Annotated in this window: 22 protein-coding genes; all 22 read right to left on the minus strand. The window is 34.0% G+C overall.

The window, feature by feature from the left end; genetic code table 11:
- Nucleotides 1–81 precede the first annotated feature (81 nt).
- Nucleotides 82–717 (minus strand): stage II sporulation protein R, encoded by a 636-nt coding sequence (gene spoIIR / locus EB239_RS01030; protein ID WP_003870423.1) that lies wholly within the window; start codon nt 715–717, stop codon nt 82–84.
- A gap of 70 nt (nt 718–787) precedes the next feature.
- Nucleotides 788–1,939, minus strand: coding sequence for a Ger(x)C family spore germination protein (locus EB239_RS01035; RefSeq protein WP_003870424.1), 1,152 nt, complete (start codon nt 1,937–1,939; stop codon nt 788–790).
- Complete coding sequence (locus EB239_RS01040) at nt 1,923–3,032, minus strand: GerAB/ArcD/ProY family transporter (RefSeq protein WP_003870425.1); 1,110 nt, start codon at nt 3,030–3,032, stop codon at nt 1,923–1,925. The genes EB239_RS01035 and EB239_RS01040 overlap by 17 nt, the downstream gene beginning before the upstream one ends.
- Nucleotides 3,016–4,620 (minus strand): spore germination protein, encoded by a 1,605-nt coding sequence (locus tag EB239_RS01045; protein ID WP_003870426.1) that lies wholly within the window; start codon nt 4,618–4,620, stop codon nt 3,016–3,018. The genes EB239_RS01040 and EB239_RS01045 overlap by 17 nt, the downstream gene beginning before the upstream one ends.
- A gap of 10 nt (nt 4,621–4,630) precedes the next feature.
- Entirely contained in the window at nt 4,631–4,843 is a 213-nt protein-coding gene (locus EB239_RS01050; protein ID WP_003870427.1) for a CLC_0170 family protein, read from the minus strand.
- A gap of 66 nt (nt 4,844–4,909) precedes the next feature.
- Nucleotides 4,910–5,638 carry a nucleotidyltransferase family protein gene (locus EB239_RS01055; protein WP_003870428.1) on the minus strand — a complete coding sequence of 243 codons (729 nt, stop codon included), beginning with the start codon at nt 5,636–5,638 and terminating at the stop codon, nt 4,910–4,912.
- 5 nt (nt 5,639–5,643) lie between these two features.
- Complete coding sequence (locus EB239_RS01060) at nt 5,644–6,321, minus strand: GntR family transcriptional regulator (RefSeq protein ID WP_003870429.1); 678 nt, start codon at nt 6,319–6,321, stop codon at nt 5,644–5,646.
- Nucleotides 6,314–7,183, minus strand: a complete 870-nt coding sequence (gene ispE / locus EB239_RS01065) for a 4-(cytidine 5'-diphospho)-2-C-methyl-D-erythritol kinase (RefSeq protein ID WP_003870430.1) — start codon at nt 7,181–7,183, stop codon at nt 6,314–6,316. The genes EB239_RS01060 and ispE overlap by 8 nt, the downstream gene beginning before the upstream one ends.
- 93 nt (nt 7,184–7,276) lie before the next feature.
- Complete coding sequence (locus EB239_RS01070; RefSeq protein ID WP_003870431.1) at nt 7,277–8,803, minus strand: DUF3794 and LysM peptidoglycan-binding domain-containing protein; 1,527 nt, start codon at nt 8,801–8,803, stop codon at nt 7,277–7,279.
- 106 nt (nt 8,804–8,909) lie between these two features.
- A complete protein-coding gene (locus tag EB239_RS01075) occupies nt 8,910–9,179 on the minus strand; it encodes a Veg family protein (RefSeq protein WP_003867615.1) in 270 nt (89 codons plus the stop codon).
- Nucleotides 9,180–9,367: 188 nt separating this feature from the next.
- Nucleotides 9,368–10,222 carry a sporulation peptidase YabG gene (yabG, locus tag EB239_RS01080; RefSeq protein ID WP_003870432.1) on the minus strand — a complete coding sequence of 285 codons (855 nt, stop codon included), beginning with the start codon at nt 10,220–10,222 and terminating at the stop codon, nt 9,368–9,370.
- A 72-nt stretch (nt 10,223–10,294) separates the two neighbouring features.
- Entirely contained in the window at nt 10,295–10,846 is a 552-nt protein-coding gene (spoVT, locus tag EB239_RS01085; RefSeq protein ID WP_003870433.1) for a stage V sporulation protein T, read from the minus strand.
- A 102-nt stretch (nt 10,847–10,948) separates the two neighbouring features.
- Nucleotides 10,949–11,854 carry a peptidylprolyl isomerase gene (locus EB239_RS01090; protein WP_003870434.1) on the minus strand — a complete coding sequence of 302 codons (906 nt, stop codon included), beginning with the start codon at nt 11,852–11,854 and terminating at the stop codon, nt 10,949–10,951.
- Between the two features lie 53 nt (nt 11,855–11,907).
- The gene (gene mfd / locus EB239_RS01095) at nt 11,908–15,417 is read right to left on the minus strand and encodes a transcription-repair coupling factor (protein WP_003870435.1); all 3,510 of its coding nucleotides are present in this window, start codon (nt 15,415–15,417) and stop codon (nt 11,908–11,910) included.
- 5 nt (nt 15,418–15,422) lie between these two features.
- Nucleotides 15,423–15,791, minus strand: a complete 369-nt coding sequence (locus EB239_RS01100) for a hypothetical protein (protein ID WP_003870436.1) — start codon at nt 15,789–15,791, stop codon at nt 15,423–15,425.
- Nucleotides 15,792–15,822: 31 nt separating this feature from the next.
- A complete protein-coding gene (pth, locus tag EB239_RS01105; protein WP_003870437.1) occupies nt 15,823–16,377 on the minus strand; it encodes an aminoacyl-tRNA hydrolase in 555 nt (184 codons plus the stop codon).
- Between the two features lie 128 nt (nt 16,378–16,505).
- On the minus strand, nt 16,506–17,879 hold the full coding sequence (locus EB239_RS01110; protein ID WP_003870438.1) for a S1C family serine protease: 1,374 nt from the start codon (nt 17,877–17,879) through the stop codon (nt 16,506–16,508).
- Between the two features lie 265 nt (nt 17,880–18,144).
- Nucleotides 18,145–19,557 carry a sensor histidine kinase gene (locus EB239_RS01115; protein ID WP_003870439.1) on the minus strand — a complete coding sequence of 471 codons (1,413 nt, stop codon included), beginning with the start codon at nt 19,555–19,557 and terminating at the stop codon, nt 18,145–18,147.
- A gap of 2 nt (nt 19,558–19,559) precedes the next feature.
- Nucleotides 19,560–20,243: a response regulator transcription factor gene (locus EB239_RS01120; RefSeq protein WP_003870440.1), complete on the minus strand. Its 684-nt coding sequence runs from the start codon at nt 20,241–20,243 to the stop codon at nt 19,560–19,562.
- Between the two features lie 369 nt (nt 20,244–20,612).
- Nucleotides 20,613–21,563 carry a ribose-phosphate diphosphokinase gene (locus EB239_RS01125; protein ID WP_003870441.1) on the minus strand — a complete coding sequence of 317 codons (951 nt, stop codon included), beginning with the start codon at nt 21,561–21,563 and terminating at the stop codon, nt 20,613–20,615.
- Nucleotides 21,564–21,568: 5 nt separating this feature from the next.
- Nucleotides 21,569–22,942, minus strand: a complete 1,374-nt coding sequence (gene glmU, locus EB239_RS01130) for a bifunctional UDP-N-acetylglucosamine diphosphorylase/glucosamine-1-phosphate N-acetyltransferase GlmU (RefSeq protein ID WP_003870442.1) — start codon at nt 22,940–22,942, stop codon at nt 21,569–21,571.
- 105 nt (nt 22,943–23,047) lie between these two features.
- A complete protein-coding gene (spoVG, locus tag EB239_RS01135) occupies nt 23,048–23,326 on the minus strand; it encodes a septation regulator SpoVG (protein ID WP_003870443.1) in 279 nt (92 codons plus the stop codon).
- Between the last annotated feature and the right edge of the window lie 26 nt (nt 23,327–23,352).

A 23,352-nucleotide genomic window follows, 5' to 3' on the forward strand; every position in this document is an offset into this window, starting at 1 on the left:
TTTTCTTTGGTGTTTGTAAATATTTTTTGTAGTAGTAAAAGTATTATACGCTGTTTTTAATTTAAAAAATTAAAGCGCCCTTTAAGGCGCCTTCCATGCCACTTTAAATTTATTGTAATATTCCTCTATAATTTCAACTATTTTAAATTTAACTTTAGGTTTTTCTTTCTCAATAAGTTTCATTTCATCTTGAGAAAGATATTTAGCCACTTCCTCTGCAGTTTGTGTATCTGTAAACCCGTGGGTAACATCAATAAAACAAAGGGGAGGAAATATTACACACCACCAATTTTTACCTTCTCCGTTTCCGATAACTACTTTAAGCGCATTATAATTCCCCGCAGGAAGAGTAATAGTTCCATAATACCGTGTAGGAAAATCAAAGGTGCCATAGGCAACTTTCACATCATAATTCTTACCCTCTCTACGAATTACTTCCTCTGCAACCTTTTTAATCTCCTCAATACTTTGCTTTATAATCCTTTCCGAATCTTTTACATCTTTTACTTTTTCAAATTTAGGCGTTAAATCAACAAGTATAGCATCTCTAACCTTAAGTTTTAATTCCTGGTCTTCTTCGGAATCGCTGTTGGCAATCACATGAAACCTTATTAATTTGCGGGATAGGTCTTCTCTTTGCAAATTAGAAGCTTTAGCTCCATAAAAATTTGCTGCTATAATAATTGCTAATACCATCAATGCAATTAACCTTTTCATAATTTTATCCTCCATCACAAATCTTTAGTTTAACTAAAGTATTACCAAATATATTAAAAAATATACCCTTCTACCTGAAAAGCCCTATCCTTCGGACATGAGAAGTAACATCTACTTTTATCTCTACCTCCGGAAAAATTTTATCCCAATCTTTCCCCACCTTTTCCCATAAACTTGGATGATATTTTTCAATATAATCTCCTATACCTAGCATGTCTACTTTTAATTCTTTTTGAAATCTATTTATAGCTTTTTGTGTCATCTTCTTTATTTCGTCACTAGTTTTTCTTTCTATGACGTTTAACAAGTCACCTTTCATCATTTCTCCGTGCTTTTCAAAAGTATATTCCGTTATATCTCCTTCCACCTCCAGTTTAACTCTATAAATAATTTTCCCATTTTCTTCTTTAACATCTCGCCTTCTAATAACATTTGAAATATTAAAAGGAACCTTTATTTCTTCTCCATCTCCTGGCATATTTATAGAAATATCTCCTCCCTTCACAAGACCAGTCAGCCACATATATCCCATGTTTTCATCATCTTCCATCCAACCTACTAATTTATAATTTTTAATAATAGCAGAACCTGCTATTTTAATTTCATCTTTTCCTGCAATTATTTTTGGGATTATCGCATTGCCGTTCGTCTCATGAAGAGACTTAGTAATTTTATTATAGTCAATTGTTGGAAATTTTGATGTCAAGTTGTAATGTTTGAATATATCTCTAATATAAGCTCCTGTATTTGGTTCCATCTCGTATTTTTTTAGAAGAATATCCTGAGCTTTTTGTGGAGTTACAAGAAGGTAAACTTTACGGCTCAATTCATAACTCCTGTCAAGAGAATCTAAAACTTGTTGAAATTTATCCTTGTTTTCCACTACGTCTTTGCCAAAAATAATAGCTTGTGTATGACCTAAATACAGCGCTTTATTAATTCTTGTACTTATATGACGGGAAGCAGAAAAAATCGTATCAGCAACTTCTGAAACAGCAAAACTTGGCTTTTCACTTCCTCCTCCACCGCCACTGGTACCTTTTGTAATTTGAGCAGCATTAGGAAATTGAAAAGTCACAACATATCTTTTATTCGAAGAAGATAAATCTATACCAATTGCCATCACAAAAGCCCTGTCTTCTATTTCAATTTTATCCCAACAGCCTGTCAACATGAGAGCAATTAAAACCCATAATATCACTATTTTAAGTTTTCTCTTCATCTTTATCACCTAATCTTTTAACTTTTAAAATAATAAACAATAGTATTGGCAATATAGCTATAAAAAACACTGACATGTACTGGGAAACATATCCCGCATATTTATAAACTGTAACAATAGAATCGGGAATTAAAGCCATTAAATACATTATAGGAACTGCCGGCAATACAAAATAAGAATGTTCTCTGGTCTTTAAAAGCTTTGAAAGAGCCAAAGTAGCAAAATAGTGAAAAGAATAAATAGAAGTAAAAATGGTGAATGTCCATATTCCCATTACAATTCCCTCTACATTTTCAATGAAAAACACAGGAAAATTAATAGATTTAATGAGGGTCAAAAAAGGCCACAGCTGTTCCCTTGTTTCCTTGTATCCAAATATGCCAACTACAAAAAAAGTTATATACATGTAAAACAACATCGTAGAGATTATTGCTGAATTGACACTTCTTTTCAATTTGTTTGTATTAATTATATATGGAAAAAGCAAATACAATATCTCAAAGCCAACAAAACTATATGTAGTCACAAGCATTCCTTTAAAAAACTTAACTAATGAAACCCTCATAAATGGAAGAAAATTACTTAAATCTATATCAGTTAAAGTCGGTAAAAAAAGTAATACAAGAGGTATCACTATTATGGGAAACAAAATTTCTGACATTCGTGCAATTGGCTCAAGTCCATATCGCACTAAATAGGCAGAAGTAAAAAGCATTGTAATAATTATCGTTTCAATAGGGGTACTTGGCAAAAGATATATTTTCAAAACTTCCCCAAAAATCCTTACATCAAGGCTTGCAAATATTGTGAAGTAAAAAACAAGTATAATACTTATAACAATAGAAATAGGTCTTGTTATAAGTTTACCGGTATATTCGACAAAAGTTTCTGTAGGAAATTTAGAAGATAGATAAAGTATCAGCCTTGCAAAAAAAAGAGAAGCTATTCCTCCTCCCAAGATAGCTATAAGCCCATTAGGTCCTACCTCTTTGGAAACATCTGCAGGAAGACTTAATATTCCAGCTCCTACCATAGTAGTGAAAAGCAATATTGATACTTGATTTGCAGAGATTTTATCATTGTTTTTTATCATTGTTGTCTCTCCTATCGTCTTCTATGCTTTCTATTTTTTCTTCTCTTAAATCTTTCATCTTTTTTCTATCAGGAGTATCTAAAATTTCTGGTCGGTTTTTAAAATACATTATAGGAGCTTTTATTAAAGTATCCGCAAGGTCACTTAGGTCTATTTCCACAAAAGGAGAAAGATAAGGAACTCCAAAACTTTTTAAAACAACCAAGTGAGTGAGAACTATCATAAATCCCAACATTATACCATACAAACCAAAAACAGCTGCAAGAATCATAAATATAAATCTTAGCATTCTAAAAGCAATGGCAGCGCTGTAACTGGGTATTGCAAAAGAAGCTACAGCTGTAACGGCTACCACTATTACCATCAATGGGCTTACAATACCCGCTTGGACAGCAGCTTGTCCTATAATAAGACCACCTACAATGCCAATAGTTTGCCCTATAGGTACGGGAAGTCTAACTCCTGCCTCTCTTAAAAGCTCAAAAGTCGCTTCCATAATAAAAGCTTCAAAAAAGGCAGGAAAAGGCATACCTTGTCGTGTTGCTGCAACATACAAAGTCAATTTAGTCGGTATAAGGCCTGGATGATAGGCTGTAAAAGCTATGTAAACAGCAGGCGAAATTAATGCGACGATTGCTGCAAGAAATCTCAAAATTCTTAAAAGTGAAGATATCATCCACCTTTCGTAATAATCTTCAGGCGATTGAAAAAGAGTAGCGAGAGTAGTAGGTATTATGAGAGCAAAAGGAGTATTATCTGTCAAAATTGCCACTCTTCCCTCTAAAAGAGAAGCTGCAACCTTGTCAGGCCTTTCTGTACTCAAAACTTGAGGAAATGGTGAATGCCAATCTTCTTCAATCAATTGTTCTATATACCCGCTTTCAAAAATACCGTCTATTTTTATATTTTTGAGCCTTTCCATCACTTTATTCAAAACATTCCTATCGACAATATCTTCTATGTAAAGCACTGCTACATCTGTATGAGTCCTTTCTCCAATCTGCATCTGCTTTATTTTTAACTTGGGATCTCTAATCCATCTCCTTACAAGAGCAGTGTTAACCCTTATTGTTTCTGTAAACCCTTCTCTCGGTCCTCTTACAACCGTCTCTGCCTCGGGAGGTGAAATTGACCTCATCTGCCATCCTTTACTAGAAATGATGACTATTTCAGGAGAACCATCAAAAAGCAAAGCAGTGTCTCCACTCAAAATTGACAAAATACACTTGTCTAAATCTGTAATCTCTTTTATGTCTCCTCCTGTTATAGTCCCTTTCTTTATGACCTCATACAAATTTCTCTTTATCTTTTCAATAGAAGGGTCTGCTTGTCTTGAATCCAAAAGCAAAGAGTGGAGTACATGGTCATTTATGAGGTCTTTATCCACAAGCCCGTCTATAAATACAATTGCAAGGTTATACTGCTGGTTTTCTCCCACCCAAATATCTCTATATATTACATCATCACAATCTTTTAATTTATTTTTTATATAATCTAAATTTACCTTAAGACTATTTGAAGCTAGTGTACCATTTTTTTCTTCTTTTTTATCGTTTTTTTTGCCAAATATCTTATCAAAAAATCTCATATTCTCCTCCTTACATAGGAAAAAAGGTTCGTAAAATAATAGCAACTATCCCAATAAAAATATAAAACAATCCAATCCATTTACACAGCTTAGAATCCCTATCTAATCCTTTCCTCTCTAAAAATTTAGGCTCTATAAAAGCTTCATAAATCCCTACAATGAATACATTAGCAAACATATAAACAGTAAAGTATTGTCTTACAAAATGCAGTAAACTATACATACCATCACCTTCTGAATATATATTTTGCACTCAGAAGAAAAATATACAAAAAAAATAGGCCTATGCCTATTTTTGACTAAGATATTTAGTTGCCATTACTACATCTTCTTCTTTATCAACATCGTTACCTATTTCTGGATATTTAGATATGATAGCCTTTCCTTTTATGTTAAATAACTCTTCTGCTTTTTTCTCAATATGAGAAATTGAAAGTCTCCCTATTAAAAATAAAAATAATATCTTTCCTCCTAATAATTTTCCTAATTTCCATGGTTTTTTTCTATAAGCTATAAATTGTTTCGCATCTTTTATTAATCTATCTATGATTCCAGGGTTAACATAAAAAATATTGCCACCTGTAAAAACTCCTTCTTTCACCCGTGCATAAGTCCTTTTAGCCTCAGGAAACTTTTTTAAATTATCTTCTTTTCTAACAATAGGATAACATAAGTCCGCTCCTGTAGCCTCTGACTTTTCAATAAAATCGCAAACAGCTTCTTTAGTCAACATAGGAATATCACAAGTAAGAATCAAGACTCTTTTGTCATTTTTAAAAGGCTCTACTCCTTTCAAAACATTGTCCATTATATTGTCAGCTTGTTCAATGATAACATCTATCCCTGCTACTTTTTTAAGTTTTTCGGGATCTCCAACTACTGCAATTTTATCTATTTTATCACAACCTCTTAAAGCCTCAATTACATAAGAGACCATATACTTCTCATTTATTTTAACAAAAGCTTTATCAGGCAATTTGTCCTCTTTAGTACTGCCGGCCAAAATTATGGCATTCACTCAAATCACTCCTTGTAACTAAAATACTTTATGTCTTTTACAACCTCTGTCTGGAAATTGCGTATATGCTTCTCTGCCCATCTTCTTGCAGCATCTGTATCTCTTGCTTCGATAGCTTCTGTAATTTTTTTATGCTCTTGATGTATCTTTTTCGCTTTTTTCTCTTCGTTTATATACCTAACTCTAAATCTGTGTACATGTTCTTGTAAATTATTCATTATTTGAATTAATTTGTCATTTCGTGAAGCAGTAAAAATTAAATCATGAAATTCTTTATCCAACTTCACTAGCCCTTCATTATCACCTTCTTCTATCTTTTTTTGAAATTCCTCTACAATTTTCTTTAATTTATCAATTTCTTCATCCGTTATCCTTTCAGCAGCTAGGGAAGCAGCTAATCCTTCTAACGAACTTCTTACTTCTAAAACATTCAAAAGGTCTTTTGCATCCAAATCTGCCACATAAGCTCCCTTTCGAGGAACCATAACAACTAGCCCCTCAAGTTCTAATTTTCTAATCGCCTCTCTCACTGGAGTCCGACTTACTCCCAGCTTTTCTGCCAGCTGAACTTCCATAAGTCTCTCTCCAGGTTTTAACTTGCCTGTAATTATGGCATCTTTCATGTAATCAAAAACTACATCTCTTAGCGGTTTATAATTTTCCAATGGAAGAAAATCATTCATACAATTCTAACCCCTTATCTATAGTTTTTGAAAAAAACACAAAACTGTAAACTTCTTTTAAATCCTCATAAGCTCTCTTAAGTCTTTCTAAATCGTCAAAAATTCCGTAAACAGTGGGACCACTACCTGACATAGCACATCCTAATGCGCCTTTTTTAAGCAATTCCTCTTTTATTTGATTAATAACTTCACATTCCCGAGAAGTTACCAATTCTAAATCGTTTTTTATATTTTCTGCAATTTTGTATATGTTTCCTTCTTGTATAGCTTGAGCAACTAAAAAAGTAGCATGGTGACTTTTAAAATTAAGTCTGTCCCATTTATCATAAATTTCTTTTGTGGAAATTTCAATATCAGGTTTTACAAGAAGTAAACTCATAGAGGGAACCTTTAAATTTTCAAATATTTCCCCTATGCCTTTCGCAAGCTTTGTCCCACCTTCCAGACAGAAAGGAACATCTGCTCCGACTTTCAGAGCAATTTCTTTTTTTTCTTCTTTTGACATATTCAAATTCCATAATTTGTCTAATGCCACAATTGTAGCAGCAGCATCAGCACTTCCCCCAGCAAGGCCGGCAGCTAAAGGAATTTTTTTATTAAGCCTGACTAATATCCCTTCTTTTTTTTGGTATTTTTCTTTCAAAAGATTAATAACCTTTACTATCAAATTATCTTCTCCTACAGGCACCTTTGGGTTATCGCACAAAATTTCGATTGTGTCGCTTTTTTCAAACTCCAAAATATCAGCCAAATCAATTGATTGCATTATTGTAGAAATTTCATGATATCCATCTTCTCTCTTTCCTAATACATCTAAAGATAAATTAATTTTAGCATAGGCCTTTACTTTGATTTTTTTCATTTCTCCATCCACGCTCTTTCAATAATATTATAGTTATATATTATACATTATACAATAAATTTTCTGTAAAAAAAATACGCAGTCTCCTGCGTATCATTCTTCCATAGGTATTATTAATTTCATTCCCTCTGAAACTTTTTCTTCTTCTAAACCATTGGCAGAAATTAATTCTTCAAGGCTCACCCTGTACCTTTTAGCAATATCCCATAGGGTTTCATCTTTTTGCAGCATGTAGATAACAATGCTGTGTTTATTATCGATTTCTCTTGGAGCTTCGATTTCCTTAAGGTCTACAATAACCTCTATTTCTTTCTCTGCAAGTAAATCAACAGTATTATCAATTGCAAACTTTAATTCAATTTCTTTCATAGCTATTATTTCATAGGAAACATGAGAAATTTTTATATCAACCAACATAGGTCCTTTAACTTGACTTATCTCAACAAAAGTCTTAAAAGGATATTCATCTCTATAAGACTTTACACTACCTTCTTCAGACAAATATAAAATAGTATAATCTAATATTCCTTCTAAAACCAATTTATCTACATCTACACTGTAGTCAGATATAACAGGAATAACCACAACATCTATAAATCTTTTTAAGAAAGAAGGTAATTCTACATTAGTTTTGACTACAAATTGAGATTTAAAAGATTCTAATTTCTCTATCACCGTTAAATTTTCTTTTATGGGTTGAATATAAGCTTTTGTACCATAGGCATCAACAGGAAGCTCTCTATCCTCCGTCTCCAGCACTTGAACTTTTACTCTTATTGTGACTTCTATATCTAAAATAGTATTTTCTCCCTTTTCATCCTCCAATATGGTTGTAACTACGTCCACGACTTCCTCTTGAGTTTTAGCAGACATATAACTTAAAGCCCCAGGAATATCTACAAAATTTGCATAATTTAAATCTGTTTCTAAATTTCCAAATTCTCCTCCCTGGGAAATATATAAAATATTACATTGTACACTTCCTTGAACTATTACCTTGTTATCAGTGACTTTAATTTCTTCCGGTTTTACTGCGACATCTGTTTTTATGACTTTTTGAATAGGTGCCTCTCCATCAGGAACTTTTATTTTATCTTTTACAAAGACTTCTACACTATTTTGTCCCACTGTATGCATTAACTTCACATTTTTCTTTAGAGACTCCACTTTTATCGAATCTTCAGCTCCTATTACTACTTCTTTTTTATCAGATACTACTAATCTGCATTGTATCTTTATTACAGCTCTCATACTTATTTTTCTACTGTTTACCAACTTGTAGTCAACATTTTCGATATTTGCAACTAACATGCATCTGCTTCTCTTATCAATGCCTTCATCCTCAATGACATGGGAATAGTCAATTTCTTTTTCAATCCTTTCAAGCTCTCCATTTTTTTCGCCTAAATACAAAATATCTAATGCTAATTTACCTTCAAACTGAACTTTTCCTTCTGTCACAAAAACTTCACTAATATATGTCCGGGGATTTACCGCCAAAAGTACCAGCACGTCCGGTTCATTCTCAGGAACAATTATATCACTCTCTACCAGAAGTTGAGTATCATATGTACCTGATACAGAATCAAACTCTAAAATATCTTTATACACCTGTGGCATGCTTTTACCTCCTTAAAATAATTGTCCTTCACAATAAGATATGCTAATATAATATATAGTTATTGAGATAAAATTATGCCAAAAAAATAAGACCGAATATCTTCGGTCATTGGAGACACTGGATTTTTTTATTTCCTTCCATCACGGTTAGCTCTACTGTATCTGTTAAAATATCTGAATAACTGTAAGAAACCCTCCGGGTCGCTCCTTGTCCATCTAATACCACAATAAAAATGCTCGGATATGTCTTTTCTAATAATCCCTCTTTTATTATGGTCTTTTTTCTGCCACCATTTGTTTTAAGGCGAACTCGAGCACCTATATGTTTATCCAATTGTTTTTTTATTTCATCAAGGGTTGATCTATCTGCCACCACTATCAACTCCTTAACACATGCTGTAAATATTGTACCACAATTTTCAGACAATGTCAAGGGTATAATATTATATCAGTGCACCTGCCTATTTGTCAATAATGATTTTTGTGCAAAAAACAAAAAAAATATGCAAATCTCAGAGATATTTGCATTTAATCAGTAATTTTTAGCTTACGGAGTAAATTAATTTAATATTTGCCTTTTGGAACGCCATATCTAAATTTTCCCATTGTCTGCAATCCTCCAATTCCTGGCGCTCCCGTTATAGTGTTTTCTATTAATTCTTCAATTTTTACAAGCTCATTTATATGGGAAAAAGCCACTTTTTCACTCACCAAGACTGGATCAAGGCAGTGTATTAAAACCCTTTCTGGAGAGCTGGCATAATTAGCTCCCGCCTTTATAAGAGCTTCGTAATTTGATTGACAAGCTCCTGCAAAAATCACTAAATTGTCAAGTGCTGGTTCGTACTTCCTTGCATTTTTAACCGCTTCCACAAAATATTTAGAATTTCTGTAGTTATTTATATCGCTATAATCTCTGGTGTTGCTTCTTATACTATCATGACCTGTAAGAACTAATATATCAGGCCTATATTTTTCTAAGAGGTCATACACTTTATCTGGTTGTTCTTCTTCCTTTACCACTACTCCTACGACTTCCATACCTACCTTTTTATAGGCATCAAGACATACATTTAAATATTCCTCATCTCCGTCTATGTGAAGAACTTTTCCTGGCCTTCCGTAAGGCTCTTGTCGACTTGCACGCACCATCCCTTTTTTTCGCTGAAGGCTTTTTGAAGAGGCAATTTTTTTTAAAAGGTATTCTGCCTTTTCTCTATAAGGCCTATCATATTCCACAATTTTGGCGCGAGAAACCTCTATAAGGTCGTCTTCTGGTGCATCTGCAATTATTCTCATGTTTAAACCGTGTAAAAGATAATGCCTTACTCCTTTATTATCTATAACATTAATGACTCTAAACAAAATGTCAGAGCCATAAGACTTTCTCATTACAATGTCATTAATGCGAAAAGCCATAAATTAACCCCCCTGCGCAGCTTAATTCATAGTTTATAATATGCAGAGGGGTATATATAGGTGTATATAAATTTATTCTTCCATCTGTTTACCCAAAAAAGCAGCAGCTGTTTCAGCGATTTTTGCTTCAACTTCTGTAACTGCTTCACCGGCTTCTTTAGTAAAAATCACCACACTTCCTATTGTATCTCCTCTTGAAATAATAGGAACTATAACTTGAGATGTAATGTTAAATTCCTGTCCATCTGCTATTTTAATCGGTCCTTTATCTTTCCCAGTCCCAAGCATTATCGTCTTTTTTTCTTCCAAATATTTTTCTAATTCTTGACTTATTGGTTTATCAATTAATTCTTTTTTTGCAACTCCGGAAACAGCTATTACATTATCTGTATCTGTAATGCATACAGGGTGTTTTGTAGATTGATATATGCTATCAGCGTACTCTTGCGCAAAATCGCTTAATTCACTTATTGGAGAATATTTCTTTAAAATTATCTCTCCTTCTTTATCTGTAAAAATTTCTAAAGGGTCTCCTTCCTTGATTCTTAATGTTCTTCGGATCTCTTTAGGAATAACAACTCTCCCTAAATCATCTATTCTGCGTACAATTCCTGTAGCCTTCAAAGTAAATACCTCCATTTCCTAAAATTTTTAGCTCAAGATTAGTATTTATATTTTTCCATAAATTTATTCGCAAAAAAACCCGGCAACTAAACTGCCGGCTTTTTACCCCACTGTTACTTTTATATTTTGAGGAAACTTTTGTATTTTTGCTGCTTTCTCAAGTGCATCATATTTTTCTTTAATAACTTGATTTTTCTTATCATTTAACAAATAGCTTTCTATCGCATCCTTTACTTCATTAAAAGGTTTTATTGCAACACCCTCTGACTTTATTATATGGTATCCATAATCAGTCTTAACAGGTTTTGATATTTCACCTTTCTTAAGTGAAAAAACTACTTGGTCAAACTCGGAAACCATAACGCCATGAGGAAATTCTCCCAAATCTCCTCCTTGGTCTTTTGTAGCAGTATCAATAGAATACTCTTTTGCTAATGTAGCAAAATCTTCGCCTTTCATAAGTCGATTGTATATATCTTCTGCTGTTTTTTCATCAGCCACTAATATATGACTAGCCTTCACCACTTCAAACTGCTCTTTATTATCCTCATAATACTTTTTTAACTCTTCTTCTGTAACTTTTACATCTTTTGTATATTCGTCAAAGAGCTTATTTATTAAAAGATAATTTTTCACATCTTCTTTTGTAATATCTTTATTAACTTCTTTTTCTTTTTGATACTCATCCGCTATTTCTTTGTCTGTAACTGTAATATTATTTTTTAGGGCCTCCTGCACAAGTAATTTTTGAGCAATCAAACTATCAAGCACATTTTCTTTTACTACATCTAAAAACTTTTTCCCTTGATAATCCTGATCCCATATATCTTTTGTATATTGGGGACTACTTTCAATTTGAGCCTTTACTTGGTCAAAAGCTTTTTTGTATTCAGCATTAGTAATGTTTTCACCATTAACAGTTGCAACAACGTCTTTTTTGGTAGAGCAGGATACTGTTAAAAATACTATAAAAACAAAAAATAAAAGTAATGCGATTTTCCTTTTCAATATAACATCCTCCTGACTTTAAAAAGTTTACATAGACATAACTTAATTATATATCATTTCTCCACTAACTGCAAACTTTTTATTTTTTCTACTAATTCAATAAGTTCCTTTTGTATAGTCTCTTTTTTATTGAATCTATAAGTAAGATATGGTTGTACTTGACTTGAAAATATTAAATTCCCTCCATATTCTTTTATTGCCTTCTCTATAACCTCCATATTTACTGATTCCATATCTTTAAACTTTAAAATAACGACGTTTCCTTTTTCCGTTATTTCAGTAATATAGAGCTGAGAGGCAATAGCCTTTAAATAAGCAATTTCCAATAGTGCCTCTACAGGCTTTGGATAATCGCCAAACCTATCTACAAGCTCTTCTGAAATCTCTATCATATCTTCTCTAGATTCTATAGAGGCTATTTTCTTGTACATCTCTAATCTTAAATTTTCGTCTTCAATATAGGAAGAGTCAATATAAGCATTGACTTTTATGTCTATTGTGGTAGTAATCTCTTCTTTGGGAGCTTCTCCTTTTAAATTCCGTATAGCCTCCTCTAAAAGCTTTAAATACAAGTCATAACCAATTGCATTAATATGACCATGTTGTTCTGCTCCAAGGAGATTTCCTGCACCTCTTATCTCCAAATCTCTCATGGCAATTTTAAATCCAGAACCAAATTCAGTAAACTCTTTTATCGCCTCCAACCTTTTTTCCGCCACTTCACTTAAAACTTTATCCTTTCTATAGGTAAAATAGGCATAAGCAAGTCTATTTGACCTACCTACTCTTCCTCTTAATTGATACAATTGGGAAAGCCCTAACTTATCCGCATCATAAACTATAATAGTATTTACATTTGGTATATCAAGCCCTGTCTCAATTATTGTAGTACTTACTAAAACATCGTATTCCCCATTTAGAAAGTCAATCATCACTTTTTCTAATTGGCTTTCTTCCATTTGCCCATGAGCCACAGCTACTCTACAACCAGGAACTAAATCTTTTACCAAAGAAGCCATCTTTTCTATGCCATTTACTCTATTGTAAACAAAATAGACTTGTCCCCCTCTTCCAATTTCCCTTAAAATAGCATCTTTTATTAATTCTTCATTAAATTCCATCACATAGGTTTCTACTGGAAATCTGTCTTCAGGAGGATTCTCCAATACGCTCATATCCCTTATACCAATCAAGGACATGTGCAAAGTTCTAGGAATAGGAGTTGCTGACAATGTCAAAACGTCTATATTTTCCTTAAGTTTTTTTATTTTCTCTTTATGAACAACTCCAAACCTCTGTTCTTCGTCTATAATTAAAAGTCCTAAATCTTTAAATTTCACGTCATTCTGTAAAAGCCTGTGAGTACCAACAATAATATCGATAGTCCCTTCAGCTAGGCCTTTAATTATTTGCGCTTGTTCTTTGGGAGTCCTAAAACGGCTAAGCATTTCTATCTTTACAGGAAATTCTTTGAATCTTTCTATGAAATTAGTATAATGCTGATAAGCCAAGATAGTTGTAGGACACAAAAAAGCAACCTGTTTTCCATCAGCCACCGCTTTAAAGGCAGCCCTTAAAGCTACTTCTGTTTTACCATATCCCACATCTCCACAAAGAAGTCTATCCATTGGCCTGTCTTTTTCCATATCCTCTTTAATTTCTTTTATACACCTTAACTGGTCTTCCGTCTCTTCATAGGGAAATTGCTCTTCAAACTCCTTTTGCCATGGAGTATCAGGAGAAAAAGCATGTCCTTTCACCATCTGCCTTTTGGCGTAAAGTTGTATCAAATCCTTAGCAAGGTCTTCTACTGCTTTTTTGGCTTTTCTTTTTGCTCTAAGCCATTCACTACCCCCTAATTTATTTAACTTAGGTGGATTGTCTGTAGGCCCCACATATTTTTGCACAAGGTCTAATTGTTCTACTGGTACAAAAAGGGTATCTCCCCCTGCATAAATTATTTTTAAATAATCCCTTATAATCCCATCTACTTTTATCTTTTCTATGCCTTCATACTTTCCTATACCATAATTTACATGCACAACATATGACCCTACTTCTAATTCAGTAAAGCTTTTTATCTTGTCGGCATTTCTAATTTTTACAGTTTTTTTGCTCCTTTTAGTCTGACCAAAAATTTCTCCATCGCTTATAACCGCAAATTTTGCATCCACATACTCAAATCCCTTGCTAACAGAGGCAGGATATATGACCACTTGCCCTTTTTGTATATCGTATTCACTGTCTTTAATCACTACAGTATCAATATTAAAACTGTCAAGCGTATCTTTTAAAATTCTTGCTCTTTCTTGATTCCCACTTAAAAGCAATACTTTATATCCTGCGTTTTTGTAATACTTCAAATCGTCTACTAAAATATCCATTTTGCCGTGAAAAGGGTGCATAGACCTTGATACAAAATTAACAATTGTTTGAGGCTGTAGTTCATTGTCAGGCTTTGCTAAAGTATTCATTATGAGTAAAAAGTTATTTTTCACTCTTTTTAATATCTCCTCATAATCAAAAAAAAGCTTACTTTGCTCTGGCAAAACCTCTCCTTTTTCTAACAAAACCTTGAAATTTTCATTAAATTCCATTTGAAGGTTATTTACCCTTTGTTTAATGCGACTGCTTTCATCTAAAATAATAACTGCCTCTTCTCCCATATAGTCAACAATAGAATAGACATCATCATAAAAATAATCTATAAGCTCATGAATATTTTCCACCCTTTTAGATTCTGTAATCTCCTCCATAATTTCTTCAAATTTTTGCTGTAACTTTTCTGCAATGCCACTTTTCGATTTTTTTATTTTTGACAAATAGGAATTTAAATAGTTCGAAACTGCCGAAATCCCCTTTTTGATGTGCTCTGCCTCTGCGATAAACTCTGTAGCTGGAAAAATATTTATTTTATCAATATTTTCTAAAGACCTTTGGGTAATCACATCAAAAGTCCTTATGGAATCTATTTCATCGTCAAAAAGTTCAATCCTATAAGGATATTCTTCCGTAGGAGAAAAAACGTCAATTATTCCTCCCCTCACACTAAATTGCCCTTTTCCTTCCACCATTTGAACCCTTTCATACCCCATGGTCACCAAATTTTTTATAACTTCTTCTAAATTTACAGTATCACCTAATTTAAAAACAAATTGATACTTTTTAAACAAATCCATAGGTATGAGCTTACCTACTGCTGCGTCTATAGAAGTAACTACAGCATGGGGACTTCCTTCTGACAATTTTTTAATTACCTGCAATCTCTGAGACACCACTTCTTGACTCGCAGCATCTATTTTATAAAACAAGGCTTCTCTTTTGGGAAATAAAGAGGCATTGCCAAAATTAAAAGAATACAAATCTTCGTATATTTTTCTTGCTTCCACCTCATCAGGAGCAATAACTAACACCTTTTTGTTAAACTTAGTCATTATATAATGGGCAATATGGGCTTTTTGAGAATCTGTAAGCCCATAAGCCAAAATAGGTCCTTTCCTCTGTTGTAGAAATTCTTCTATTGTTTTAATCTCTTTTAATTCTTCTATTTGACGAGTAAACATGTTCATCACCTCAACATAAGCCTATTCCATAAGCCATGTATTAAAGAAGTTACAATAATAGCCAAAAAAATATTTGTTTGCATCACTAATATGTAAGAGGTTATACCAAAAAAGCTGTGGCTTAAGATACTTAAAATAGAAGCCCTTAAATTGATTTTATAGGAAGCTTTTATGTAATCATTTACTGCCTCTGCAATTCCAAATATCAAATGAGACAAAAGAATAGAGGAAGTCAAATACCCTGCCACTGTCTTACAAGTTTCTTCAATGGCTGGTACAAGATAAATTATAGCTCTTCTCTTATATTTAGTTACTGCCATCCTATTTAGAAAATATGCTAAAATTACACCACCAATTCCAGATAATAGCCACATGTATTCATTTTTCTCCTTTATTGCCTTTTTATCAACCGTTAAATTTGCTCATAGAATGTTCTATCCCATTTTCTATAATATCTATCACCGCATCTGCTGCTTTTATAACAGCTTCATCAATTAGTTTTTTCTCTGACTCTTCAAACTTTCCTAATACATGACTTACTAAATCCTCTTGCGGTTTTCCAATTCCTATTCTAACTCGTGGAAATTCTTCGCTATTTAAAAGATATATGATAGACTTCATTCCATTGTGACCGCCTGAACTTCCTTTTGTTCTTATCCTTATTTTGCCCACATCCAAGTCTTTATCGTCATAAATCACAATTACATTTTCAAGTGGAATTTTATAAAAATTTACAGCATCGTATAAAGCTTCACCACTTGAATTCATAAATGTCTGAGGCTTTAAAAGAATTATTTTCTCTCCTTTAAAATTCCCTTCACCCACAAGGGATTTAAATTTTAATTTTGTGACATTCATACCTAATTTTTTTGCCAATTCATCTATTACCATAAACCCTATATTATGTCTCGTTCCTTCATATTCTTTACCAGGATTCCCTAAACCCGCAATTACGTACATACGACCACCCTTCCTTATCAAATTAATTATACATAATTAAACAAAAAAAAGCTATAGCATCTACAAAAGATTACCGACAAGTTGTAGCTTGCCGGTAATCTTATATGCGAGGGAGGCATTTATTTCATTTATTGAAAGTTTGCGCTGCTTTGCAATTTTACAGGAACTGTAAATGTTTTGCCATTTCTCCAAACTGTTACATTTATTACATCTCCAACTTTGTGGTTATTTATTATGCTTTGCAAATCCTCAAAGGAAGTAATGTTTTTGCCATCAGCCTTTATTATCACATCTCCTGGTTGGATACCAGCTTTTTCTGCTCCACTATTTGGCTGAACTTGAACTACATACACTCCTACAGGCAAATTATATCGGGCTGCATCTTGTTGTGTAATAGTTTGAGCACCTATTCCCATCATAGGCCTTTCTACATAGCCGTGTTTTATTATCTGGTCAATTATAGGTTTTGCTTCGTTTATTGGAATTGCAAAACCCATACCCTCAACAGGGGTTCCTTGGCTCTGGAACATTCCAAAAGGATCTTGAATACTTGGTCCTATTGAAGTGAGCTTAACACTTGTTATACCTATAACTTCTGCTTTACTGTTCACAAGAGGTCCGCCGCTGTTGCCAGGATTTATAGCTGCATCTGTTTGTATGAGTTTGACAGGCCCATAATCACTTTGGAGGTTTCTGTTAAGTCCGCTTATTATACCCGCTGTGACTGTACCTGCAAAGGAATCTCCAAGAGGATTGCCTATAGCAATTGCCAATTCCCCAGGTTGGAGTTTTGAAGAGTCTCCCAGTTTTACAACGGGTAAATTAGGAAGGTTTATTTTAAGTACTGCGAGGTCTGTTCTATCATCTTTTCCTACAAGTTTTGCATCAGCACTTCTTCCATCTAAAAGTTTTACTGTGATTTTTGATGCTCCGTCAATTACATGGTTATTTGTGACAATATATCCATCCGAACTTATTATAAAACCAGAGCCACTGCCTTTAGGGACATATTCTGTTCTATAGCCATTTGTATAAGCAACGTTTGTATCAATTTCTACAACAGCTGGGCTGACAATTTTGTATATGTTAGGTATCAAATTTAAAATACCGCTTTCGTCTGATGAAGTAGCATCTAGAGGCAAATATCTTGTAACAACCTGGGCTGATGCATCATTTTGGGTTCCATAGTATTTCATCACAGCACCTGTAACTCCTCCGCCAATTAAAGCTGCCACTAGCGCTACTGCAATAAAAGATGCTACCATCTTCCTTCTAAATCTTTTTACCATCTTCCCAAGACTCTTTTTGTTGTTTCTAAATTCCACTTTAGGAATTGGTGCAGTAGTTTCCAATTCCTCTTGCTTTTGTTCCTCTGCCTTTAATATTTCGCTATTTAATTCTTCTGTTTGATATAGCTCTTCTTTTTCATTTTCTTCTGGAGGAACTACATTCTCCGGATCATTTTTTTCAATTTTATCTTCAAAGTCTTTTCCGTAATCCATAATCACTCACTCCTTTTGTTTTTTCTTGCTTTTAATTATAACCACTTTTTATTAACAAATTATGAACATGATGTAAAGATTTTAAGTAGTTTTTATTAAAAAATTTTTTGCACTGTTTTTTATAAATAAATGTGCGGCCCAAGTATTCACTTGGACCGCTATGATAAGGGAGGTCAAGGAGAGGCATTTGTCGCTCTCAAGTATCATTATATCCTTTATTTATGAATAAAGTGTTAACAAAGTGTAAATATTTTATTGTGATTTTTTAAAATTTTTTCATCGGTAAAGTAAAAGTAAATGCTGTACCTTTACCGAGTTCACTTTCTACCCATATCTCCTCATTATGAGCATTTATAATGCGCTTTACTATATAAAGTCCAAGGCCTGCTCCATCTTTCCCTCTCGATTTGTCCGCTTTATAAAATCTATCCCATATATGCTCTTGGTCTTCTGGAGAAATACCTATTCCATTATCTTTTATAGTAATAAATGCCTTGTCATCTTTTATTTCAGTAAAAATATGAATTATACCCTTTTCTTTAGAAAATTTTATTGCATTGTCTATAAGATTTGTCAAAACTTGTTCTATCTTATCTTTATCAGCTATAACTATTCTTCTGTCTTCTTCAAAATCGACTTTAACAGTTAGATCTTTTTCCACTATCCTTTTTTCAAACTTTATAACGGCCAGTCTTATAAGTTCATTTATATCAAATTCAGTCTTATTAAGTGGGAATTGCCCTGACTCAAGTTTAGTCATTTCAAGGAAATCATTTATGAGTCGAGACATCCTCCTTGTTTCTTTTTGCACTATTTTAAGATAATCGCAAGCTTTTTCCTTTGGAATAGTACCATCTAATATCCCATCTATATATCCTTGTATAGAGGTCAATGGAGACCTCAATTCATGGGAAACATTTGCCACAAAATCTTTTCTCATATCTTCTAATTGTTCTAATTCTTTTGCCATAACATTAAAGGATTTAGCTAAATCCCCTATTTCATCTTCTTCTTTATGTTGCACCCTTGCTGAAAAATTCCCCTTCGCTACCTGCTGAACAGCCAAGCTCATTTCTTTAAGAGGCTGAGATATTTTACTGGAAGTATAAGAAATGAGCACAAAACCTATTATAAGAGCTACTCCTCCAGATAAAAGCATTAAAATAAAAATGTTTATAATGGTTTTATTCATTTCTGTCAAAGGTGCATGCATAAATATAGCCCCTTCAATACGGCCATTTATAACAAGAGGCACTCCTACTGTCAAAACAGGCTGATTAAATTTACCACCAAAATATCCTTTTTTTACAACAGATTGTCCATCTAAAATGCTTTTTATTTCTTCTTTACTGAGGCTTACTCCTGTCCACGCTTTGCCCTGCTGCTGTGATTGACTGTAAATTAGCCCTTCTTTATCCACGATCCATACAGTAGCATTAATCAACCTAGTAACAACATTTAATTCTTGATTCCATTTATCTATATTTATGTCACCTACTGCAAATTCATTTAAAATTGCATTTATTTCTTGAGCCTCTTCCAACATTATTTTTTCTTTGTCGGCAAAATAATAGTTTTGAAACATCAGATAAAACATCCCTGAAAGGATAGACAAAGTAATAAGGATGATAATTATATTGCTTATAAAAAGTTTTTTAAAGAGTCTATTTTTGCTCAAATTTAGTTCACCTCAAATTTATAGCCTACACCCCATACGGTGGTAAGTTTCCAATTAGGACCATCTCCCATTTTCTCTCTAAGCCGCTTTATATGAACATCTACTGTACGACTATCTCCCATATAATCATAACCCCATACATTTTCTAATAGCTGGTCTCTCGTGAAAACCCTGTTGGGATGTGTACATAAAAAATATAAAAGTTCTAACTCTTTGGGAGTTAAATCCACATTTTGCCCTTTATAAACAACTTTATATTCGCTCAAACTTACATAAAGGTCTGGATAAGAAACAGCCTGTTTTTCATCACTTTCCGGTTCATATCTTCTTAAAACCGCTTTAACTCTTGCTACTAATTCTTTCCCGTCAAAGGGCTTTACGATGTAGTCATCAGCGCCAATCTCTAAAGCCAATACCTTATCAAGTGTATCCCCTTTTGCGGTAAGCATTATTATAGGTACTTTTGAGAATTTTCTGACTTCTCTGCAAAGAGCTATACCATCAATTCCTGGCAACATTATGTCAAGTATGACGAGCTTTGGTGGTTTTTCTTGTATTTTCTTTAGTGCGCTTTGCCCATCGTATATCTGCTCTACATCAAAACCTTCTTTTTCAAGGTACAAAGAAACTATTTCACATATATTTTTATCATCATCCACCACATAAATTTTTTCATTCTCTCCCACAAAACCACCCTCTACTTCAAGTTTCCTTGTTTAAATTATATCATAAAATTTAAAACAAAATATAAAAAAGGCACATAAAGTGCCTACAGACTGTAGACAAACTTTCGTAAAGGAGATATTTTGCATAAGGAGCGACTTGTTACAAAGCGGTAACAAAACTTAGCAAGACCGAGGGGGGAGGCAGGGCCGAAGCCATGGATGGCGGAGGCGGGCACCTTAAGGCATGGATGCCGATTGTGCCCGGTACCCTGCCGGAGCCCGAAGGTCGAGCTTTAGTTTTGTCGCTTTGGAACATCGGAGCGACGATGCAAAATATCTCCTTTTGAATATTTTTTAACTTTGTCAACAAACTGAAGGCACATAAAGTGCCTACACAAACAATTTACTGACAGACATGCCTTCGTGGATTCTCAAAATTGCTTCTGCAAATAAAGGAGCCACAGACCGAACTTTAATTTTATCAATTTTTTTCTCTTCAGGAAGAGGGATTGTATCTGTTATAACCAATTCTTTTATTGGTGATTCTTTTAACCTTTCAATCGCAGGACCTGACAGCACTCCGTGGGTCGCGCAAGCATAAACTTCAGTAGCACCACTGTCAAGAAGAGCCTCTGCACCTTGCACCAAAGTACCAGCAGTATCAATAAGGTCATCTACCAAAATAGCCTTTTTCCCTCTTACATCACCTATTATATTCATTATCTCTGCTACATTAGCCTTTGGCCTTCTTTTGTCAATAATAGCAAGAGGAGCATTCAATTTTTCTGCAAAATACCTCGCCCTTGTAACACTGCCGTGATCAGGGGAAACAACTACTACATCATCTCCCAATTCTTTGTCAATAAAATATTTCGCAAGAATAGGTCCTCCTAACAAATGGTCAACAGGAATATTAAAATAGCCTTGTATTTGAGGAGCATGGAGATCCATTGTAACAACTCTATGAGCTCCTGCTGCAGTTATAAGGTCAGCTACAAGCTTTGCAGTAATTGGGTCCCTCGCCTTTGCTTTTCTGTCTTGTCTTGCATAACCATAGTAAGGTATAACTGCATTGATTTCAGCCGCAGATGCCCTTTTAAAAGCATCAATCATTATCAATAATTCCATTAAGTTGTTGTTAACAGGTGCACAAGTCGACTGAATGACAAAAACGCTTGCACCTCTTACACTTTCTCCAATCCTTACACTAATCTCACCATCACTAAAAGTCCCTACTTCTGAATCGCAAAGCTTGAGTCCAAGATGCTCTGCTATTTCACTGGCTAACTTAGGATTTGAATTTCCTGAAAAAATTTTTAGAGAATTAGTATATCTCGCCATTTAATTTAAAGCCTCCCTTTTTTTATTCTTTCCTGTACCCAGCCCTCTTTATTAGTTTGCCTACTTCTAGCTATGGCAAGTGCTCCTTCAGGAACATCCTCTGTTATAGTTGAACCAGCAGCAATATAAGCATTATTTCCAATCTTTACTGGCGCTACAAGATTTACATTACACCCCACGAAAACATTATCTCCTATCACTGTCTTGTATTTTTGTTTACCATCATAATTAACTGTAATAGAGCCACATCCCATATTGACATTTTTACCAACTTCCGCGTCTCCCACATACGTAAGATGAGGAACTTTACTTCCTTCATCAATTATTGACTTCTTTATCTCCACAAAGTCCCCTATTTTGACATTACTCTGTATCACAGTTTCTGGTCTTATGTGGGCAAAAGGTCCTATTTTAACATTATTTTCTATTTTTGAAGAGAGTATTACCGAATACGTGACACTACATCCATCTCCGATTTCCGAATCTACAATCCTACAATTAGGCCCTATCTCACAATCACTTCCTATTTTCGTTTTCCCTTCTATAACACAACCAGGCAATATTACAGTATCAGCTCCAATCTCCACTTCAGCTCCTATATAAGTGGTATCAGGGTCCACTATTGTTACTCCGTTTTCCATATGACGATAATTAATCCGCTTTCTCATTATTTTCTCTGCTTCAAAAAGCTGCACCCTTGAATTTACTCCCGTTATCTCCTCTGAAGGTACAGTAAAAGCGCCAATTTTTCCATCCATATCTCTTATAATTTCCACAGCATCCGTCAGATAATATTCACCCTGTGCGTTATTATTTGTTATCATTCTTAGCGCTTTTTTTAGTTTGGCTATATCCATAACGTACATGGCAGAATTTATCTCATGGATGCTTTTTTCTTCTTCCGATGCATCTTTATCTTCCACAATCTTTATAACGTTTCCACTTTCATCCCTTATTATCCTCCCATAACCTGTAGGGTCCTCTAATACTGAAGACAAAATTGTAACACTGTTGCGCTCTTTAATATGAAAATTTATTAATTCTTTTAAGGTATTGGAGGTAATAAGAGGTGTATCTCCTGTCAAAATCAGCACATTGCCTTCCTCAGGGAGTAAGTCTTCTGCCATCATCACAGCATGACCTGTGCCTAACTGCACTTCTTGATAAGCATACTTGACTCTTTCTTTTAAAACTTCCTTTACCTCTTCTGCTTTGTGGCCGACTACTACAATTACTTCTTTACTGCCTATCTCTTCTACCGCATCTACTACCCATTCTATCATCGGTTTACCACAGACTTTATGAACCACCTTTGGATGCTTAGATTTCATCCTTTTTCCAAGCCCCGCTGCTAAAATAAGCGTCACTAGCCCTTCCAATTTTCCACACCCTCTATACTAAATTTAATTTTCATACCCTATACTATTTTAACTATAATTGCAATAAAGTTCAACAAAAAAAATAAAAAGGAGACCAGCTCCTTTTTATTCCTTATGTGCAGATTCTTGTTCTTTTGCTTTTTCATATTCTTTTAAAATAGCGCTTTGTAATCTATTTCTTGTGTCTGAATTTATAGGGTGAGCAATATCTTTAAACTCCCCTTCGGGAGTCTTTCGACTTGGCATAGCAATAAACAACCCATTTTGGCCCTCTATAACCTTTATATCGTGAACCACAAACTCATTGTCAAAGGTTACAGAAACTACAGCCTTCATTTTGCCTTCTTCATTAATTTTTCTCACCCTTACGTCTGTAATCTCCATAAGCTCACCACCTTCCTGAAGCTTAA

It is taken from the genome of Thermoanaerobacter ethanolicus JW 200, assembly GCF_003722315.1.
GTDB lineage: Bacteria > Bacillota > Thermoanaerobacteria > Thermoanaerobacterales > Thermoanaerobacteraceae > Thermoanaerobacter > Thermoanaerobacter ethanolicus.